This is a genomic window from Streptomyces sp. SS7, assembly GCF_037993025.1.
Lineage (GTDB): Bacteria > Actinomycetota > Actinomycetes > Streptomycetales > Streptomycetaceae > Streptomyces.
The window spans coordinates 4,002,176-4,018,351 of the sequence record NZ_CP141223.1 but is presented as its reverse complement, the minus strand read 5'-3'; the positions used below and the strand labels follow the sequence as shown (position 1 = coordinate 4,018,351).

The window sequence follows — 16,176 nt, the reverse complement described above, 5'->3', positions numbered from 1 at the left end:
ACCGATGTCCTTTCCTCTGCTGACAGCGACGGCCGCGCTCCCGGCGATCGGGGCGGTGGCCACGGCCGCCGTCCCGGCCGCCCGGCGCAACGCCGCCAAATCGCTGGCCCTGCTCGTCTCGCTCGGCACCCTCGCCCTGGCGATCGCCGTCCTGGTCCGCTTCGACCCGGACGGCAGCCGCTACCAGCTCACCGAGTCCCACGCCTGGATCGCGGACTTCGGCGTCCGCTACGAACTCGGTGTGGACGGCATCGCGGTCGCGCTCATCGCGCTCACCGCGCTGCTGATCCCGTTCATCATCCTGGCGGGCTGGCACGACGCCGACCCGCTGGAGACCGGCAGCACGCGCTGGCGGCCCACCCAGGGCTTCTTCGCCCTGATGCTGGCCGTCGAGGCGATGGTGATCCTCTCCTTCGAGGCCACCGACGTCTTCCTCTTCTACATCTTCTTCGAAGCCATGCTCATCCCGATGTACTTCCTCATCGGCGGCTTCGGCGACCGCGCCCACGAGCACGGCGAGCAGGCGGCGTCCACGCAGCGGTCGTACGCGGCCGTGAAGTTCCTGCTGTACAACCTGGTCGGCGGTCTGATCATGCTGGCCGCGGTGATCGGGCTGTACGTGGTCGCCGGGAGCTTCTCGCTCACCGAGATCGCCGACGCCCGCGCGAGCGGCTCGCTGCACATGGCGACCAGCACCGAACGCTGGCTGTTCCTCGGCTTCTTCTTCGCCTTCGCGGTGAAGGCGCCCCTGTGGCCGCTGCACACCTGGCTGCCCAACGCCATGCAGGAGTCCACCGCCCCGGTCGCCGTCCTCATCACCGCGGTCGTCGACAAGGTGGGCACCTTCGCGATGCTCCGCTTCTGCCTCCAGCTGTTCCCGGAGGCCAGCAAGTGGGCGACGCCCGCGATCCTCGTCCTCGCCCTGATCAGCATCGTCTACGGGGCGCTGCTCGCCGTCGGCCAGCGCGACATCAAGCGGCTGGTGGCCTACGCCTCGATCTCGCACTTCGGCTTCATCATCATGGGCATCTTCGCGATGACCAGCCAGGGCCAGTCGGGCGCCACCCTCTACATGGTCAACCACGGCATCTCGACGGCCGCCCTGATGCTGGTCGCCGGCTTCCTGATCTCCCGGCGCGGCTCGCGGCTCATCGCCGACTACGGCGGGGTGCAGAAGGTCGCCCCGGTCCTCGCCGGCACCTTCCTGATCGGCGGTCTGGCGACCCTGTCGCTGCCCGGGCTCGCACCGTTCGTGAGTGAGTTCCTGGTCCTCGTCGGCACGTTCTCGCGGTACCCGGCGATCGGCATCATCGCCACCTTCGGCATCGTGCTCGCCGCGCTGTACACCCTCGTCCTCTACCAGCGGACGATGACGGGCCCGGTGAAGGCCGAGGTCTCCGCGATGCCCGACCTCCGCGCGCGCGAGCTCGCGGTCGTCGCCCCGCTGATCGTGCTGCTGATCTTCCTGGGGGTCTATCCGAAGCCCCTCACGGACATCGTCAACCCGGCGGTCCAGCAGACCCTCTCCGACGTACATCAGAAGGACCCCCGGCCCGAGGTGGAGGCGGCCAAGTGAGCGCAACAGCCGTCCACAGCCTGTGGACAACGGCGGCCGAGCCGATCGCCAAGATCGACGCGCCGAAGATCGAATACGGGCAATTGTCGCCCACCTTGATCGTCGTGGGTGCGGCGATCGTCGGGGTGCTCGTCGAGGCGTTCGTGCCGCGCAAGCACCGCTACTACGCACAGCTGTTCGTGTCCGTCGTGGCGCTGGCCGCCGCGTTCGCCGCGGTCGTCGCCCTCGCGGCCGACGGGTACGGCACGACGAAGGCCCGCATCGCCGCCATGGGCGCGATCGCGGTCGACGGACCGGCCCTCTTCCTCCAGGGCACGATCCTGCTGGCCGCCCTGGTCGGCCTGTTCACGTTCGCCGAACGCCGCCTCGACCCAGAGGCCCACGGCAACCGGGTCGACTCCTTCGCCGCCCAGGCGGCCTCCGTGCCCGGCAGCGACAGCGAGAAAGCCGCGGTCAAGGCCGGTTTCACCACCACCGAGGTCTTCCCGCTGCTGCTGTTCGCGGTCGCCGGCATGCTGGTCTTCCCGTCGGCCAACGACCTGCTGACCCTCTTCATCGCCCTGGAAGTCTTCTCGCTGCCGCTCTACCTCCTGTGCGCCCTGGCCCGCCGCAAGCGGCTCATGTCGCAGGAGGCCGCGGTCAAGTACTTCCTGCTCGGCGCGTTCGCCTCCGCGTTCACCCTCTTCGGCATCGCCCTGCTCTACGGCTACGCCGGCTCGGTGTCGTACGGGACGATCTCCCAGGTCGTCGACGGCACGGTGAAGAACGTGAACCCGGCACTCGCCGACACCATGGGCAACGACGCGCTGCTGCTCATCGGCACCGCGCTGATCGTCATGGGCCTGCTGTTCAAGGTCGGCGCCGTGCCGTTCCACATGTGGACGCCGGACGTCTACCAGGGCGCCCCCACCCCGGTCACCGGCTTCATGGCCGCGGCGACCAAGGTGGCCGCCTTCGGCGCGCTGCTGAGGGTCCTGTACGTCGTCCTGCCCGGCCTGCGCTGGGACTGGCGGCCGGTCATGTGGGGCGTCGCGATCGTCACCATGCTGGGCGGCGCGATCGTCGCGATCACCCAGACCGACATCAAGCGGCTGCTGGCGTACTCGTCCATCGCGCACGCCGGTTTCATCCTCGCGGGTGTCATCGCGACCACCCCGGACGGTGTCTCGTCCGTGCTGTTCTACCTGGCCGCGTACTCCTTCGTGACGATCGGCGCGTTCGCCGTGGTGACCCTGGTGCGCGACGCGGGCGGCGAGGCCACGCACCTGTCCAAGTGGGCGGGTCTCGGCCGGCGGTCGCCGCTGGTCGCGGCCGTGTTCGCGGTGTTCCTGCTGGCCTTCGCCGGTATCCCGCTGACCTCCGGGTTCGCCGGGAAGTTCGCCGTGTTCAAGGCGGCCGCCGAGGGCGGCGCCGGGCCGCTGGTGGTGGTCGGTGTGATCTCGTCGGCGATCGCCGCGTTCTTCTACATCCGGGTGATCGTGCTGATGTTCTTCAGCGAGCCGAAGCCCGAGGGCCCCACCGTCGCGGTTCCGTCGCCGCTGACGATGACGGCCATCGGCGTCGGTGTCGCGGTCACCCTGGTGCTCGGCGTGGCGCCGCAGTACTTCCTGGACCTGGCGAACCAGGCCGGGGTGTTCGTGCGCTGACCGGCGCCCCGCGCGTACGGCGGGCCCGGCCCCTCGGATTCCGAGGAGCCGGGCCCGTTCGTGTGTGCGAGTGAGGTGTGATGTGCCCAGGGTGACCCGAGCGAGCCTGTGGATAACTCCGGCGGTGTCGGTCTTGACCCCTATCGTGGAAGCAGCGGTCGAGGGACGACGTACGGGGGACGAGGCGATGGGCGGGACGGGCGGGATCGGCGAGATGACAGGGATCACCGGGACACCGGGGCGGACTGAGAGCGAGGCCCTGGCCACGCTGCACCGGGTCTTCGGGTACGAGGCCTTCCGCGGCGAGCAGGAAGAGGTCATCGAGCATGTGGTGGCCGGCGGGGACGCGGTCGTCCTCATGCCGACGGGCGGCGGAAAGTCGCTGTGCTACCAGATCCCGGCCCTGGTCAGACCGGGCACGGGTGTGGTCGTCTCGCCGCTGATCGCCCTCATGCAGGACCAGGTGGACGCCCTGCGGGCGCTCGGTGTGCGCGCCGGGTTCGTCAACTCCACCCAGGACTTCGACGAGCGGCGCGTGGTCGAGGCCGAGTTCCTCGCGGGCGAACTGGACCTGCTGTACCTGGCGCCGGAGCGGCTGCGGCTGGACTCCACACGGGATCTGCTCTCGCGCGGCAAGATCTCGGTCTTCGCGATCGACGAGGCGCACTGCGTGTCCCAGTGGGGCCACGACTTCCGCCCGGACTATCTGTCCCTCTCCCTGCTCGGTGAGCGCTGGCCGGACGTCCCGCGCATCGCGCTCACCGCGACGGCCACCCACGCGACGCACCAGGAGATCACCCAGCGGCTGAACATGCCGGGCGCCCGGCACTTCGTGGCGAGCTTCGACCGCCCCAACATCCAGTACCGGATCGTGCCCAAGGCGGACCCCAAGAAGCAGCTCCTGGGCTTCCTGCGCGAGGAGCACGCGGGCGACGCGGGCATCGTGTACTGCCTCTCGCGCAACTCCGTGGAGAAAACCGCCGAGTTCCTCTCGAAGAACGGCGTCGAGGCGGTCCCGTACCACGCGGGCCTGGACGCCGGCACCCGCGCGGCGCACCAGGCGCGGTTCCTGCGCGAGGAGGGCCTCGTCGTCTGCGCGACCATCGCCTTCGGCATGGGCATCGACAAGCCGGACGTCCGCTTCGTCGCCCACCTCGACCTGCCCAAGTCGATCGAGGGCTACTACCAGGAGACCGGCCGCGCGGGACGGGACGGCCTCCCCTCGACGGCCTGGATGGCCTACGGCCTCAACGACGTCATCCAGCAGCGCAAGCTGATCCAGTCCGGCGAGGGCGACGAGTCGTTCCGCCGGCGGGCCACCGCCCATCTGGACTCCATGCTGGCGCTGTGCGAGACCGCCCGGTGCCGTCGGGGTCAGCTCCTGGCCTACTTCGGGCAGGAGCCCTCGGCGGCCGGCTGCGGCAACTGCGACACCTGCGTCGCCCCGCCGGAGACCTGGGACGGCACCATCGCCGCCCAGAAGGTGCTGTCGACGGTGGTGCGGCTCCAGCGGGAACGCGGGCAGAAGTTCGGCGCGGTGCAGATCGTCGACATCCTGCTGGGCAGGCGCACGGCCAAGGTCATCCAGTTCGACCACGACCAGCTGTCCGTGTTCGGCATCGGCGAGGACCTCGCCGAGGGCGAATGGCGGGGCGTCATCCGGCAGTTGCTGGCCCAGGGGCTCCTCTCGGTCGAGGGGGAGTACGGCACCCTGGTGCTGACGGAGTCCAGCGGGGAGGTCCTGCGGCGCGAGCGGGAGGTACCGCTGCGCAAGGAGCCCAAGAAGCCGGTGACACCCAAGACGTCCGGCTCGTCCGGGGGGAAGGGCAAGGCCAGGGCGGCCGTGGCCGAGCTGCCCGAGCAGCTGCAACCCGCCTTCGAGGCACTGCGCGCCTGGCGCGCCGAACAGGCCCGCGAGCAGGGCGTCCCGGCGTACGTCATCTTCCACGACGCGACCCTCCGGGAGATCGTCACCGCCTGGCCGACGTCGGTGCGGGAGCTGGGCGGCATCAGCGGGGTCGGCGAGAAGAAGCTCGCGACGTACGGGGAGGGCGTCGTCGCGGTCCTGGCGGAACTGGACGGCGCGCGGCCTCCGGGCGCCGGTGCCGGTGCCGGTGCCGGTGCCGGTGCCGGTGAGACGGGCGGCGCCGGCACCGGGCCCGGCACCGAGTCCCGCTCCGACGACGACTGGCCCGAGATGGACATGGAGCCCGAGCCGGACGACTGGATATAGCGCCCGGCGAGACCGGGACGGCGGCCGCCGGGCTGCCGGACCGGGTCGGCCGGCGCGGCCACGGGGTGGGTGGTGAGCGGGGCCGGGCAGCCGACGGTCCCTGGCGCGCCGCAGTCGGCACCGCGCTCCGGCGCGCCGTAGTCGGCACCGCGCGCACGGGGCGTCCGGGGCCGGCCCCGGTGAGGCCAGGCCGGCCGCACCCACCCCGGTCAGGGCCCGGGTCGGCGGCGCCACGGCATCGACCGGGACCAGCGCCCGAGTGATCGGCCTCGACACGGACGGCGAGGTCGGGGTCCGGTTCGGGGAGGCGTCGAGCAAGCCGGTGAACAGCGCGGCGGCGCCCGGCCGCAGTGCGCGCAGCACGTCGAGGGCGGCGGAGGGCGCGGCGCCCCGCCTCTCACGCCAGGGCGTTGAGACCCGGTGCGAAGGCGATCAGCAGCGGGAGCAGCGGCACCAGCCCGGCCACCGCCGTCGTCAGCGCCCGGTGTCTGCGGCCCAGCCGGGGCGGCGGCTCCAGGAGGCGGTCGACGCGCTCGCCGAGGAGCCGGTGACTGGAGGCGCAGGACAGGACACCCCGGTGCTGGTTCAGCTCGATCAGTGCCAGGGCGGTGGTCAGGTGACCGCAGCGACGGGAGGCGGTGTCGTCGGCGGCGAGTTCGACCAGGCGGTGGGTCTGGTCGCAGAAATGGGCGAAGAGCGGGATACGGGGGAATCCGGTGGCCAGGGCGGTCGAGAGGTGCAGCAGCCAGTCGTGGTGGGCGCGGGCATGGCCGCGCTCATGGGTCAGGACGGCGTCCAGCTGGTGGGAGGTGAGGCGGTGCAGGGCCCCGGTGGTGACGATCAGCTGGGGCGGGCTGCCGGGCATCCACCAGGCGTCGGGGTACTCGTCCTCCAGCACGAGCAGCGGGCCCCGGGCGGACGGCAGGCCCGCGGGCAGCTCGGGGGCGCGTTCCCGCAGATGGGCGCGGGTCTGGCCGCGGCGTCGGCGCGCCTCGACGAGCTCCCGGGCCAGCATCGCGGTGGTCCAGGCGGCCCCGCAGGCCAGCAGCAGGGTGAGCGCGGCGGCCCAGGGCGGGGCGGCGGAGAGGTCGTACGCCTCGGTGACCGCGGGCGGCGCGGGCGCGAACACCTGGGCGCGGACGGTGTGGAAGACGGCGGCGGCACCGAGCACCAGCGCCGTCAGGCAGCACAGCAGGACCGTGGCGACCAGGCACTGCCACACCCACAGCGCCACCACCGGCTCCCGCTCCGGCCACTTCGCCCGGGTCAGCGCACGCGGCACCGGCACGGCGGCCGTCACCGCGACGGCGCTCAGCAGGAGCAGGCAGACGGTCATGCCATCGGTCATGCCAGGGGCTCCGGATCCTGGTCGGAGAGGACGGGCGAGGGACGCACTGGGTGCGGCGGGGCCGTGCTCCGGGAGCGGAGGTCCGGCCGGTGGTGCGAACGACGTGCGGGAGCGGCACGAGGACCGCGCCTGCCGCCAGTATGACGGCGCCGACCGCCGACGTCAGCCTGCCGGGAGCAGGCCGTCATCCCGCCACGATCCGCCCGCTCACCTCCCCGAGCCCCACCCGCAGGCCGCCGGGGCCGGGGGCCCACGCCGACAGGGTCACCTCGTCGCCGTCCTCCAGGAAGGTGCGCTTGCCGTCGGGGAGTTCCAGGGCGTCGCGGCCGTTCCAGGTCAGCTCCAGCAGGGAGCCGCGCTGCTCCGGGTCCGGGCCGCTGACGGTGCCCGAGCCGTAGAGGTCCCCGGTGCGCAGGGAGGCGCCGTTCACGGTCATGTGGGCGAGCTGCTGGGCGGCGGTCCAGTACATCGAGGCGAAGGGCGGCTCGGACACGACATGCCCGTTGATCGCGACCGAGAGGCGCAGGTCGTAGCCGGCGGGCTCGGCGTCGGTGTCGTCCAGGTAGGGCAGCAGCGGGTGGGAGCGTCGGGGCGGCGCCACCCGGGCCTCCTCCAGCGCCTGAAGCGGGGTGATCCAGGCCGACACCGAGGTGGCGAAGGACTTGCCGAGGAACGGACCGAGGGGGACGTACTCCCAGGCCTGGACGTCCCGGGCGGACCAGTCGTTGAGCAGGCACAGGCCGAACACGTGGTCCCGGAAGGAGCCCGCGGCCACCGGCTTCCCCATCGCCGAGGGCACGCCCACCACGAAGCCGACCTCGGCCTCGATGTCGAGGCGGACGGACGGTCCGAACACCGGGGCGGGGTCCGCCGGGCCCTTGCGCTGGCCCGAGGGGCGGACGACGTCCGTGCCGGAGACGATCACCGTGCCGGAGCGGCCGTGGTAACCGATCGGCAGGTGCTTCCAGTTCGGGGTGAGCGAGTCCGGTGCGTCGGGGCGGAAGATCCGGCCGACGTTGCGGGCGTGGTTCTCGGAGGCATAGAAGTCGACGTAGTCCGCGACCTCGAAGGGCAGATGGAGGGTCACCGAGGACAGGGCGTGCAGGTGCGGTGCGAGGGCGGCGCGGTGCGCGGGGTCGGTGACGGCCGCCGTGAGGGTGCTGCGGACCTCCGCCCAGGTGGCGCGGCCCGCCGCCAGCAGGGGATTGAGGGTCGGCCGGGCGAGCAGGGCGGCGTGCGGCGAGCCGAGCGCGCGGGCCGCGGCGCCCGCGTCCAGGACGTGGTCGCCGAACCGGACGCCGACGGTCCGCTCCGCCGCGGCGGGGAGCGAGAAGACGCCGTAGGGAAGGTTGTGCGCGCCGAAGGGGTCGCCCTCGGGGATGTCGAAGGGGGGCATCGGGTACTGCCTCTCTTTCGTGCTCACCATGTCGTGCTCGCGTCCGCTCCGCGGGTGCGGGCGGCCGGGCCACACGTTACGTCCGGCCCCGGGCGAGCGGCACGGGTCGTTGCCCCGGCGATATGCCGCAAAGACGTTTCCCGGACCCGTGTTCACCCGCGATCGGTGAGTGATCGGTCAACAAGAGAAGGGGAGTTGACACAAGGGGGCCGGACTCCGTCCTGGTCCGGTGCACGTCGAGTCCGGGGGGTGCGGGATCCGTATTCTCTGATCATGGCCGCACCCACCGCATATGCCGAGCGCACCACGTACTCCCTCGTCGCCACGGACCTGGACGGGACGCTGCTGCGCGGCGACGACACGTTCTCCGACCGGTCGCTGGACGCGCTCGCGCGGGTGGCGGCGGCCGGCGCTCGCCATCTGGTGGTGACCGGCCGGCCCGCGCCCCGCGTGCGACCGCTCCTGGACCGCCTGCACAGCAGGGGACTCGCGGTGTGCGGACAGGGCGCGCAGCTGTACGACGCCGGCGGGGACCGTCTGCTGTGGTCGGTCACCCTGGACCGGGAACTCGCGGAGACCGCGCTCGGCAAGATAGAGGCCGAGGTGGGACAGGTGTACGCGGCCGTGGACCAGGACGGTGTCGACGGGCTCACGCTGATCGAGCCGGGCTATCTGATGCCGCACCCGACCCTGCCCGCCCTGCGCGTGGAGCGCCGCGACGACCTGTGGTGCGAGCCGATCAGCAAGGTGCTGCTGCGCCATCCGACGCTCTCCGACGACGAACTGGCCGCCACGGCCCGCGCGGTGGTCGGCTCGCTCGCCACCGTCACCATGTCCGGGCCGGGCACGGTGGAGCTCCAGCCGTGCGGGATCACCAAGGCGACGGGGCTGGCCCTGGCCGCCGAGCATCTGGGCGTCGGGCCCGGGCACACCATCGCCTTCGGGGACATGCCCAACGACATCCCGATGTTCGACTGGGCCGCCCGCGGGGTCGCGATGGCCAATGCCCATCCGGAGCTGAAGGCGGTGGCCGACGAGGTGACGACGTCGAACGAGGACGACGGCGTGGCCGTCGTCCTCGAACGTCTCTACCGGTAGCGGTGGGCCGGCTCAGTACGCGCCGAACACGTTGTCGATCGAGCCGTAGCGGGCGGCCGCGTAGTTGCAGGACGCGGTGATGTTGGCCACCGGGTCGTACGGGTCCCAGGACGTGCCGGAGACGTGGTACGCGTTGAAGGTCGGGTCGATGATCTGCAGCAGCCCCTTGGAGGGGGTGCCGGCGGCCGCGTTGGAGTCCCAGAGGTTGATGGCGGACGGGTTGCCCGAGGACTCCCGGATCACGTTGCGGTAGATGCCGTTGTAGGTGCCGGGGATCCCGTGCTGCGCCATGACCTGGAGCGAGGCGCGGATCCAGCCGTCGAGGTTGTTGGCGTAGCCGAGGCTGGTGGCGGTGGCCACGGCCGGTGTGGCCGCGGAGGCGGTGGTCGCGCCGAGGATCGGCAGGGCGAGCACGGTGACGCCGGTGGCGGCGACGGCGAGCGTGCGGGCGAGTCGGCGGACACGGCGGGGCTGAGCAGGCATGGCGAAGTTCCTCTCCGTCGCCTGCGAGGTGAGCTGTCGGGTTCGGGCGGGAGCTGCCCGGCCGTGCCCTCGCGGACACGACTTCACCCCAAGCCGTACCGGTCTGTCCTGAGCATGCCCAAAGGCACGGCCCGGCTGACCGGTGCGGCGACTTACCTGGTTCCCCCGCTCCTGCCGTGGTGTTCTCGGTGGGTGTACGGGCGGCGGCAGGATTAGGCGTCCGCCCGACAGGCCGGGAACGTATGCGAGAGCACATGTCCGGAACAAGTGGCGAATTCATGGTTAACCCCTATTGACCTTGATCCGTGGCCTATGGGGCGCTTGATCCTTTGTGGCTGCAAACCCTCAACTCGCCCGTGCCGACCGAGGTGTCGGGGCGCGGGGGAGGGGAACCGGAAGGAGGTCGGTTCGGCTGGGTGAGTGAGGCAACTCACCGGGGTCCGCAAGAGGGGTGAAACGGGCAATAAACCCAGATGGCGGCTTAAGGGGTGCCCCTTCTCATAGGGCCTGTCCGGGCTGTAACCGTGGGGGCTCGCGGTGATCGAAACCTGACCGGATACGCTGACTTGAGTGAGCGCAGAGACCTATCGACAAACCGCGTAGCCGCCGATAGACACCAGCAGACAGGAGACTCCTCGTGACCGTCGTCGAGCCGTTTGGGCTGAGCGTGCGGGACCAGGCTCTGGAAGCCGATGTCCAGGCCGGATTGGCGGCTGTCGAGGAAGGCTTGCTAGAGGCCACCAAGAGCGAGGTCCCGTTCATCACGGAGGCGGCCCAGCACCTGCTGCGGGCCGGCGGGAAGCGGTTCCGGCCACTGCTCGTGATGCTCGCCGCGCGCTTCGGTGACCCGTACGCGCCGGGGGTCGTCCCCTCCGCGGTCGTCGTCGAGCTCACCCACCTGGCGACGCTGTACCACGACGACGTGATGGACGAGGCCGCGGTGCGGCGCGGGGTGCCCAGCGCCAACGCCCGCTGGGGCAACTCGCTCGCCGTCCTCACCGGCGACTTCCTCTTCGCGCGCGCCTCGCACATCCTGGCCGACCTCGGCCCGGAGGCGGTGCGGGTGCAGGCGGAGGCGTTCGAGCGGCTGGTCACCGGCCAGATCCTGGAGACCGCCGGCCCGGTCGACGGCCGCGACCCGGTCGACCACTACCTCGACGTCCTCGGCGGCAAGACCGGCTCCCTGGTGGCGGTGTCCTGCCGCTTCGGAGCGATGATGTCGGGCGCCGACGAGACCGTGGTGGACGTGCTCACCCAGTACGGGGAGCGGCTCGGGGTCGCCTTCCAGCTCGCCGACGACGTCCTCGACATCGCCTCCGACTCCCACGAGTCGGGCAAGACGCCCGGCACCGACCTGCGCGAGGGCGTCCCCACCCTGCCGGTGCTGCGGCTGCGCGAGCGGGCGGCCCAGCAGGCGCTGCCCGAGGACATCGCGCTGTGCGAGCTCCTCGACTCCGATCTGAGCGACGACGCCAGGCTCGCCGAGGCGGTCGCGGCCCTGCGCGCCCACCCGGCGCTGGAGCAGGCCCGCCGTGACACCGTGCGCTACGCGCAGGAGGCCCGCGCCGCGCTGGCCCCCCTCGCCGAGTGCGACGCCAAGGCGGCCCTCATGGGGCTCTGCGACGCGGTGGTCCACCGCGCCGGCTGACGCCTCCCGGCACCCCCGCACCCCTGCCCGCTCGTCGTACTCCACCCCCTAGGGGGCGGAGCACCCCTCGCGACCCTCGTGTCATACCGCAGGTGTACGCGGAGTTGAGTCCATGGGGTGACGCCTCCTCACGTGGGATTTGGTCAGATGGGAACCACGGAGAACACCACTCCTCACCGATTCGGGTGAGAATGGCGGCACGGGGTGGGGACGCTCTCCGGGAGATGACCAGCCGCCGCCGACGACGGAGGTAAGGCACACATGGCACCGAACGCATCCGACGACAGCACGACCGCCGGGGAGACGGACGACCTGCGCGTCGGACGGCGCAAGGCCGTGCGGTACGTCGTCCCGGTCACCGTGATCGGCGTCGCCGCGGCGACGATCGGCCTGGTCCCGGCGCTCGCCGACTCCGGCGACCCCGACCTGCCGAAGATCACCGCCCAGCAGCTCCTCGACAAGATCGCGGCCTCGGACGTCCAGCAGCTGTCCGGCACCGTGAAGATCACCACCGACCTGGGCCTGCCGGACCTCGGCGGTCTGGAGAGCGGACTGCTCTCCGGCGTCGCGGGCAACGGCGGTGACGGATCGTCGGCCGACCCCTCGGCCAAGCTCACCGAACTCGCCTCCGGCACCCACACCCTGCGGGTCGCTTCCGACGGCCCCGACCGGCAGAAGCTCTCCCTGGTCGAGGACGCCGCCGAGTACAGCGTCATCCACAACGGCAAGGACGTGTGGGGCTACGACAGCGCCACCAACGAGGTCTACCACGCCACCACCGACGAGAGCGGCGGCAAGGGCGCCGAGAAGGCGGAGCCGCCGGCCACCCCTAAGGGCCTCACCGAGGACGCCCTCAAGGCGGTCGACGACACCACCTCGGTCACCGTCGACGGCACGGTCCACGTCGCGGGCCGCGACGCCTACAAGCTGCTGATCAAGCCGAAGCAGTCCGGCTCCACGGTCGGCGCGATCAGCGTGGCGGTGGACGCGAAGACCGGCCTGCCGCTGAAGTTCACCCTGACCCCGGCGAGCGGCGGCGCCGCCGTCGTGGACGCCGGCTTCACCCAGGTCACCTTCGCCGCGCCCGCCGCCTCCACCTTCGACTTCACCCCGCCCAAGGGCGCGAAGGTGACCGAGGCCGACGAGGCGGCGAAGGACTCGGGCAAGCCGGGCGCGTCCGGCGAGGACCTGCCCGGGGAGCTGCCCAAGGACCTGCCCAAGGACCTGGAAGGCCTCGGCGGGGCGGACGGCCCCACCGGCGCCGGCGAGGGACCCGAGGGCTTCGACGTCCTCGGCGAGGGCTGGACCTCCGTCGCCGTCATCGAGACCGGCGGCAAGGGCGTCCCCTCCGACTCCGAGCTGAACTCCGCCCTGGGCTCCGACGCGGGCGGCGCCCTCAGCGGCTTCCTCGGCTCCTTCGGCGACAAGGCCAGCGGCAAGTTCGGCTCCGGCACCGTCTTCTCCACCCGGCTGATCAACGCCCTGGTCACGGACGACGGCAAGATCTACGTCGGAGCCGTCACCAAGGACGCCCTGGTGAAGGCGGCGAACTCCGCGAAGTAAGGCGCGGCCGAGGGGTCGAGGAGTCGGAGTCCGCAGGCCCGGGAAGCGAACGAAGGGGGAGCCCATGGGTGACGAACCCGTCATCCACACCCACGCCCTCACCAAGCGCTATCACGGTGGCCAGCTCGCCGTGGACCACCTCGAACCTCACGGTCCCGGCGGGCAGCGTCTTCGGCTTCCTCGGTCCCAACGGCTCCGGCAAGACCACCACGATCCGCATGCTGATGGGCCTGATCGAGCCCACGTCCGGCGCGGCGCGCGTCCTGGGGCAGCCCGTGCCCCGGGCCGCGCGCACCGTGCTGCCCCAGGTCGGCGCGCTGATCGAGGGCCCCGCGCTGTACGGCTTCCTCTCCGGCCGCGACAACCTCCTGCGCTACGACGCCGCCGACCCGACCGCCGACCCCCGCACCCGGCGGGCCCGTGTCGCCGCGGCGCTGGAGCGGGTCGGGCTGACGGCGGCGGCCGGGAAGAAGGCGAAGGCGTACTCGCTCGGCATGAAACAGCGGCTGGGCCTGGCCGCCGCCCTGCTCCAGCCGCGTCGGCTCCTCGTCCTCGACGAGCCGACCAACGGCCTCGACCCGCAGGGCATGCGGGAGATCCGTTCCCTGGTGCGGGAACTGGCCTCGGACGGCACGACCGTCTTCCTCTCCTCCCATCTGCTCGACGAGATCGAGCAGGTGTGCACCCATGTGGCGGTGATGGCACAGGGCCGGCTGATCACCCAGGGCCCGGTGACGGAACTGGCGGCGGGCGCGCGTGGTCGGCTGGTGGTGACCACGCCCGACACCGCCGAGGCGGCTCGGGTGCTGAAGGAGCAGGGCGCCGCCGACGTGACCACCGAGGAGGACCGGGTCGCCGCCGAGCCCCCGGACCGCGACCTCGCCGAGGTCAACGCCGCGCTGGTGACGGCCGGCGTCCGGGTCCGGGGCTTCACCGTCGAACGCGCCTCCCTGGAGGACGCGTTCGTGGCACTCACGGGGGAGGGCTTCGATGTCGCGGGCTGAGCCGACACCGGTGCGACCGGAGGAGGCACGACCGGAGGACAAGGCGAGCAAGGAGAGCAAGGCGACCAACGAGAGCCAAGCGGACAAGGAGAGCAAGGAGAGCGAGGGTGACGGCGTGCCGGCCGTCCCCGTCCGCCGTCCGAGCCCCTGGTGGTCGCTCGGTCTGCTCCGCAGCGAGCTGCTGATCACCTTCCGACGCTGGCGCACCCTCGCACTGCTCGGCGTCCTGGCGGCCGTACCGGTGCTGATCGGGATCGCGGTGAAGATCGAGACCGGTGACGGCTCCGCCGGCGGCCCGGGGGGACCCGGCGGGGACGGCGGCCCGGCCTTCATCGCCCAGGTCACCAACAACGGCCTGTTCCTGGTCTTCACCGCGCTGGCCGCGACCCTGCCGTTCTTCCTGCCGATGGCCATCGGCGTCATCGCGGGCGACGCGATCGCCGGCGAGTCGAACGCGGGGACCCTGCGCTACCTCCTCGTCGCCCCGGCCGGCCGCACCCGTCTGCTGCTCACCAAGTACGCGACCGTGCTGGCCTTCTGTGTGGTGGCCACGCTGGTGGTCGCGCTCTCGGCGCTGACGGTCGGCGCGCTGCTGTTCCCCCTCGGAGACGTCACCACCATCTCCGGTACGACCATCGGCTTCGCCGACGGGCTGGGCCGGGCCCTGCTGATCGCCCTGGCCGTGGCGGCCTCACTGACCGGCCTGGCCGCGCTCGGTCTGTTCGTCTCCACGCTGACCGGCAGCGGGATCGCCGCCATGGCGACCACCGTCGGCCTGCTGATCACGGTCCAGATCCTCGACCAGATCCCCCAGCTCCACGCGATCCAGCCGTATCTCTTCTCCCACTACTGGCTGTCCTTCGCCGACCTGGTCCGCGACCCCGTCTACTGGGACGACCTGGTGAAGAACCTCGGTCTGCAGGGCCTGTACGTGGCGGTGTTCGGCTCGGCGGCCTGGGCTCGGTTCACCACGAAGGACGTCACGGCATAGGGGCAAGGGCCCCGGTGCCCTCCGCCGCCCCGATCACCGCCAGCAGCGTCTCCTCGCGTCCTCGCGCGGCGACGAGCTGCACCCCCACCGGACAGCCGTCGGCCCCGAAGCCCGCCGGAAGGCTCGCCGCAGGATGCCCGCTCAGATTGAACGCCCAGGTCAGCGCGGTGGAGAACCGCTCACCCGGCCCGTCGTGACCGTGCGCCGCGTTCGGCGTGGTCGGCGTCAGAAGCAGGTCGGCCCGGGCGAACAGCGCTTCGAGCCGCCGATCGTTGACCTCCCGGATCCGCCCGGCCTCATCCAGTCCGTCGGACCCCGGTCCGCGCAGCGCGAGCCAGGCCGGCGCGGGATCCTCCAGCCGTAAGGCCTCCTCGTCCGGCAGCAGTCGTACGACACCGGCGGCGACGAGCCGCCCGACGGCGGCCCGGGCGAGGGCCAGCGGCTCGGGATCGGGACGGGCGGAGGCGAACCCGAGACCGGGGGAGAAGACGGCGGTGACCGGCGTCCGCCCGCCGGTGCCCCCGGGCGGCGCGACGGTGACCGGCGAGGACGTCGTCCCCTCGGCCGTCGCCCCCGTCATCGCCCGCCAGTACGCCGCCGCGTCCGCCGCGTACCGCACCAGTACGCCCGGGGCCGCGAGGCCCGTGCGGTCCGGGGACGGCAGCCGGCCGTTCGTCGTCTTCAGGCCGATCACCCCGCACCAGGCCGCCGGGATCCGCACCGAGCCCGCGCCGTCGCTGCCCGTCGCCAGCGGTACCAGACCGGCCGCCACCGCGGCCGCCGACCCGGCCGAGGACCCGCCCGGCGTACGGTCCGCCCGCCACGGGTTGACGGTACGGCCGTGCGCGCCGACACCCCAGGTCTGCCACGGCGTACCGGGACCGGGCACCGCCGTCGCCCCGACCGGCACACAGCCCGCGGCGAGCAGCGGCCCCGCCGCCCGCAGCCCGTGCCGCCCCTTGACCCCGATCGGCACCCCGGCCAGCGGCAGCCGTCCACCCGCCGCCACCCGCGCGTCCACCGCGCGCGCCTGTTCGACCGCCGCCCCCGCCCACACCTCCGCGAAGGAACTCAGCGAGGGGTCCATTCGGGTGATCCGCGCCAGTGCCTCGGTGACCGTGTCCACGGCCCGCAGCCGCCCGTCCCGTACGGCCGAGGCGATGGCGACCGCCGACGGCACCCGCCCGGCG

Annotated in this window: 11 protein-coding genes, 1 pseudogene and 1 riboswitch; of the genes and pseudogenes, 8 read left to right on the top strand and 4 right to left on the bottom strand. The window is 72.3% G+C overall.

The features are described from left to right. Window positions 1-4 precede the first annotated feature (4 nt). The 3 genes from U5640_RS18510 to recQ all read left to right on the top strand — a co-directional run bounded on the left by U5640_RS18510 (window position 5) and on the right by recQ (window position 5,455). A complete protein-coding gene (locus U5640_RS18510; protein WP_340376868.1) occupies window positions 5-1,576 on the top strand; it encodes an NADH-quinone oxidoreductase subunit M in 1,572 nt (523 codons plus the stop codon). Further along, window positions 1,573-3,222 carry an NADH-quinone oxidoreductase subunit NuoN gene (nuoN, locus tag U5640_RS18505; RefSeq protein ID WP_340376867.1) on the top strand — a complete coding sequence of 550 codons (1,650 nt, stop codon included), beginning with the start codon at window positions 1,573-1,575 and terminating at the stop codon, window positions 3,220-3,222. Before U5640_RS18510 ends, nuoN begins: the two co-directional genes overlap by 4 nt. 187 nt (window positions 3,223-3,409) lie before the next feature. After that, the gene (gene recQ, locus U5640_RS18500; RefSeq protein ID WP_340385188.1) at window positions 3,410-5,455 is read left to right on the top strand and encodes a DNA helicase RecQ; all 2,046 of its coding nucleotides are present in this window, start codon (window positions 3,410-3,412) and stop codon (window positions 5,453-5,455) included. 397 nt (window positions 5,456-5,852) lie between these two features. Here recQ and U5640_RS18495 read toward each other — a convergent pair whose 3' ends face one another. Then, complete coding sequence (locus U5640_RS18495) at window positions 5,853-6,791, bottom strand: M56 family metallopeptidase (RefSeq protein WP_340385186.1); 939 nt, start codon at window positions 6,789-6,791, stop codon at window positions 5,853-5,855. A 196-nt stretch (window positions 6,792-6,987) separates the two neighbouring features. After that, on the bottom strand, window positions 6,988-8,199 hold the full coding sequence (gene fahA / locus U5640_RS18490; protein WP_340376866.1) for a fumarylacetoacetase: 1,212 nt from the start codon (window positions 8,197-8,199) through the stop codon (window positions 6,988-6,990). Between the two features lie 273 nt (window positions 8,200-8,472). Between fahA and U5640_RS18485 the strand changes: the two genes are divergently transcribed. Beyond that, window positions 8,473-9,297 carry an HAD family hydrolase gene (locus U5640_RS18485; RefSeq protein WP_340376865.1) on the top strand — a complete coding sequence of 275 codons (825 nt, stop codon included), beginning with the start codon at window positions 8,473-8,475 and terminating at the stop codon, window positions 9,295-9,297. A gap of 12 nt (window positions 9,298-9,309) precedes the next feature. Here the strand turns inward: U5640_RS18485 and U5640_RS18480 are convergent, their stop codons facing one another. Then, the gene (locus tag U5640_RS18480) at window positions 9,310-9,780 is read right to left on the bottom strand and encodes a transglycosylase SLT domain-containing protein (protein WP_340376864.1); all 471 of its coding nucleotides are present in this window, start codon (window positions 9,778-9,780) and stop codon (window positions 9,310-9,312) included. Between the two features lie 3 nt (window positions 9,781-9,783). Beyond that, window positions 9,784-9,981, bottom strand: a riboswitch (cyclic di-AMP (ydaO/yuaA leader). A gap of 436 nt (window positions 9,982-10,417) precedes the next feature. On the opposite strand from U5640_RS18480, the gene U5640_RS18475 reads away from it, so the two are divergent. The 4 genes and pseudogenes from U5640_RS18475 (at window position 10,418) to U5640_RS18460 (ending at window position 14,986) form a co-directional block, all read left to right on the top strand. Continuing rightward, window positions 10,418-11,428, top strand: coding sequence for a polyprenyl synthetase family protein (locus tag U5640_RS18475; protein WP_340376863.1), 1,011 nt, complete (start codon window positions 10,418-10,420; stop codon window positions 11,426-11,428). A 261-nt stretch (window positions 11,429-11,689) separates the two neighbouring features. Next, entirely contained in the window at window positions 11,690-12,991 is a 1,302-nt protein-coding gene (locus U5640_RS18470) for a DUF2092 domain-containing protein (protein ID WP_340376862.1), read from the top strand. A gap of 64 nt (window positions 12,992-13,055) precedes the next feature. Beyond that, a pseudogene (locus U5640_RS18465) lies at window positions 13,056-13,995 on the top strand (ABC transporter ATP-binding protein). Then, window positions 13,982-14,986 carry an ABC transporter permease gene (locus U5640_RS18460; protein WP_340376861.1) on the top strand — a complete coding sequence of 335 codons (1,005 nt, stop codon included), beginning with the start codon at window positions 13,982-13,984 and terminating at the stop codon, window positions 14,984-14,986. The pseudogene U5640_RS18465 and the gene U5640_RS18460 overlap by 14 nt, the downstream one beginning before the upstream one ends. Here the strand turns inward: U5640_RS18460 and U5640_RS18455 are convergent. Next, window positions 14,976-16,166, bottom strand: coding sequence for an amidase (locus U5640_RS18455; RefSeq protein WP_340376860.1), 1,191 nt, complete (start codon window positions 16,164-16,166; stop codon window positions 14,976-14,978). The genes U5640_RS18460 and U5640_RS18455 overlap by 11 nt on opposite strands. Window positions 16,167-16,176: the final 10 nt, after the last annotated feature.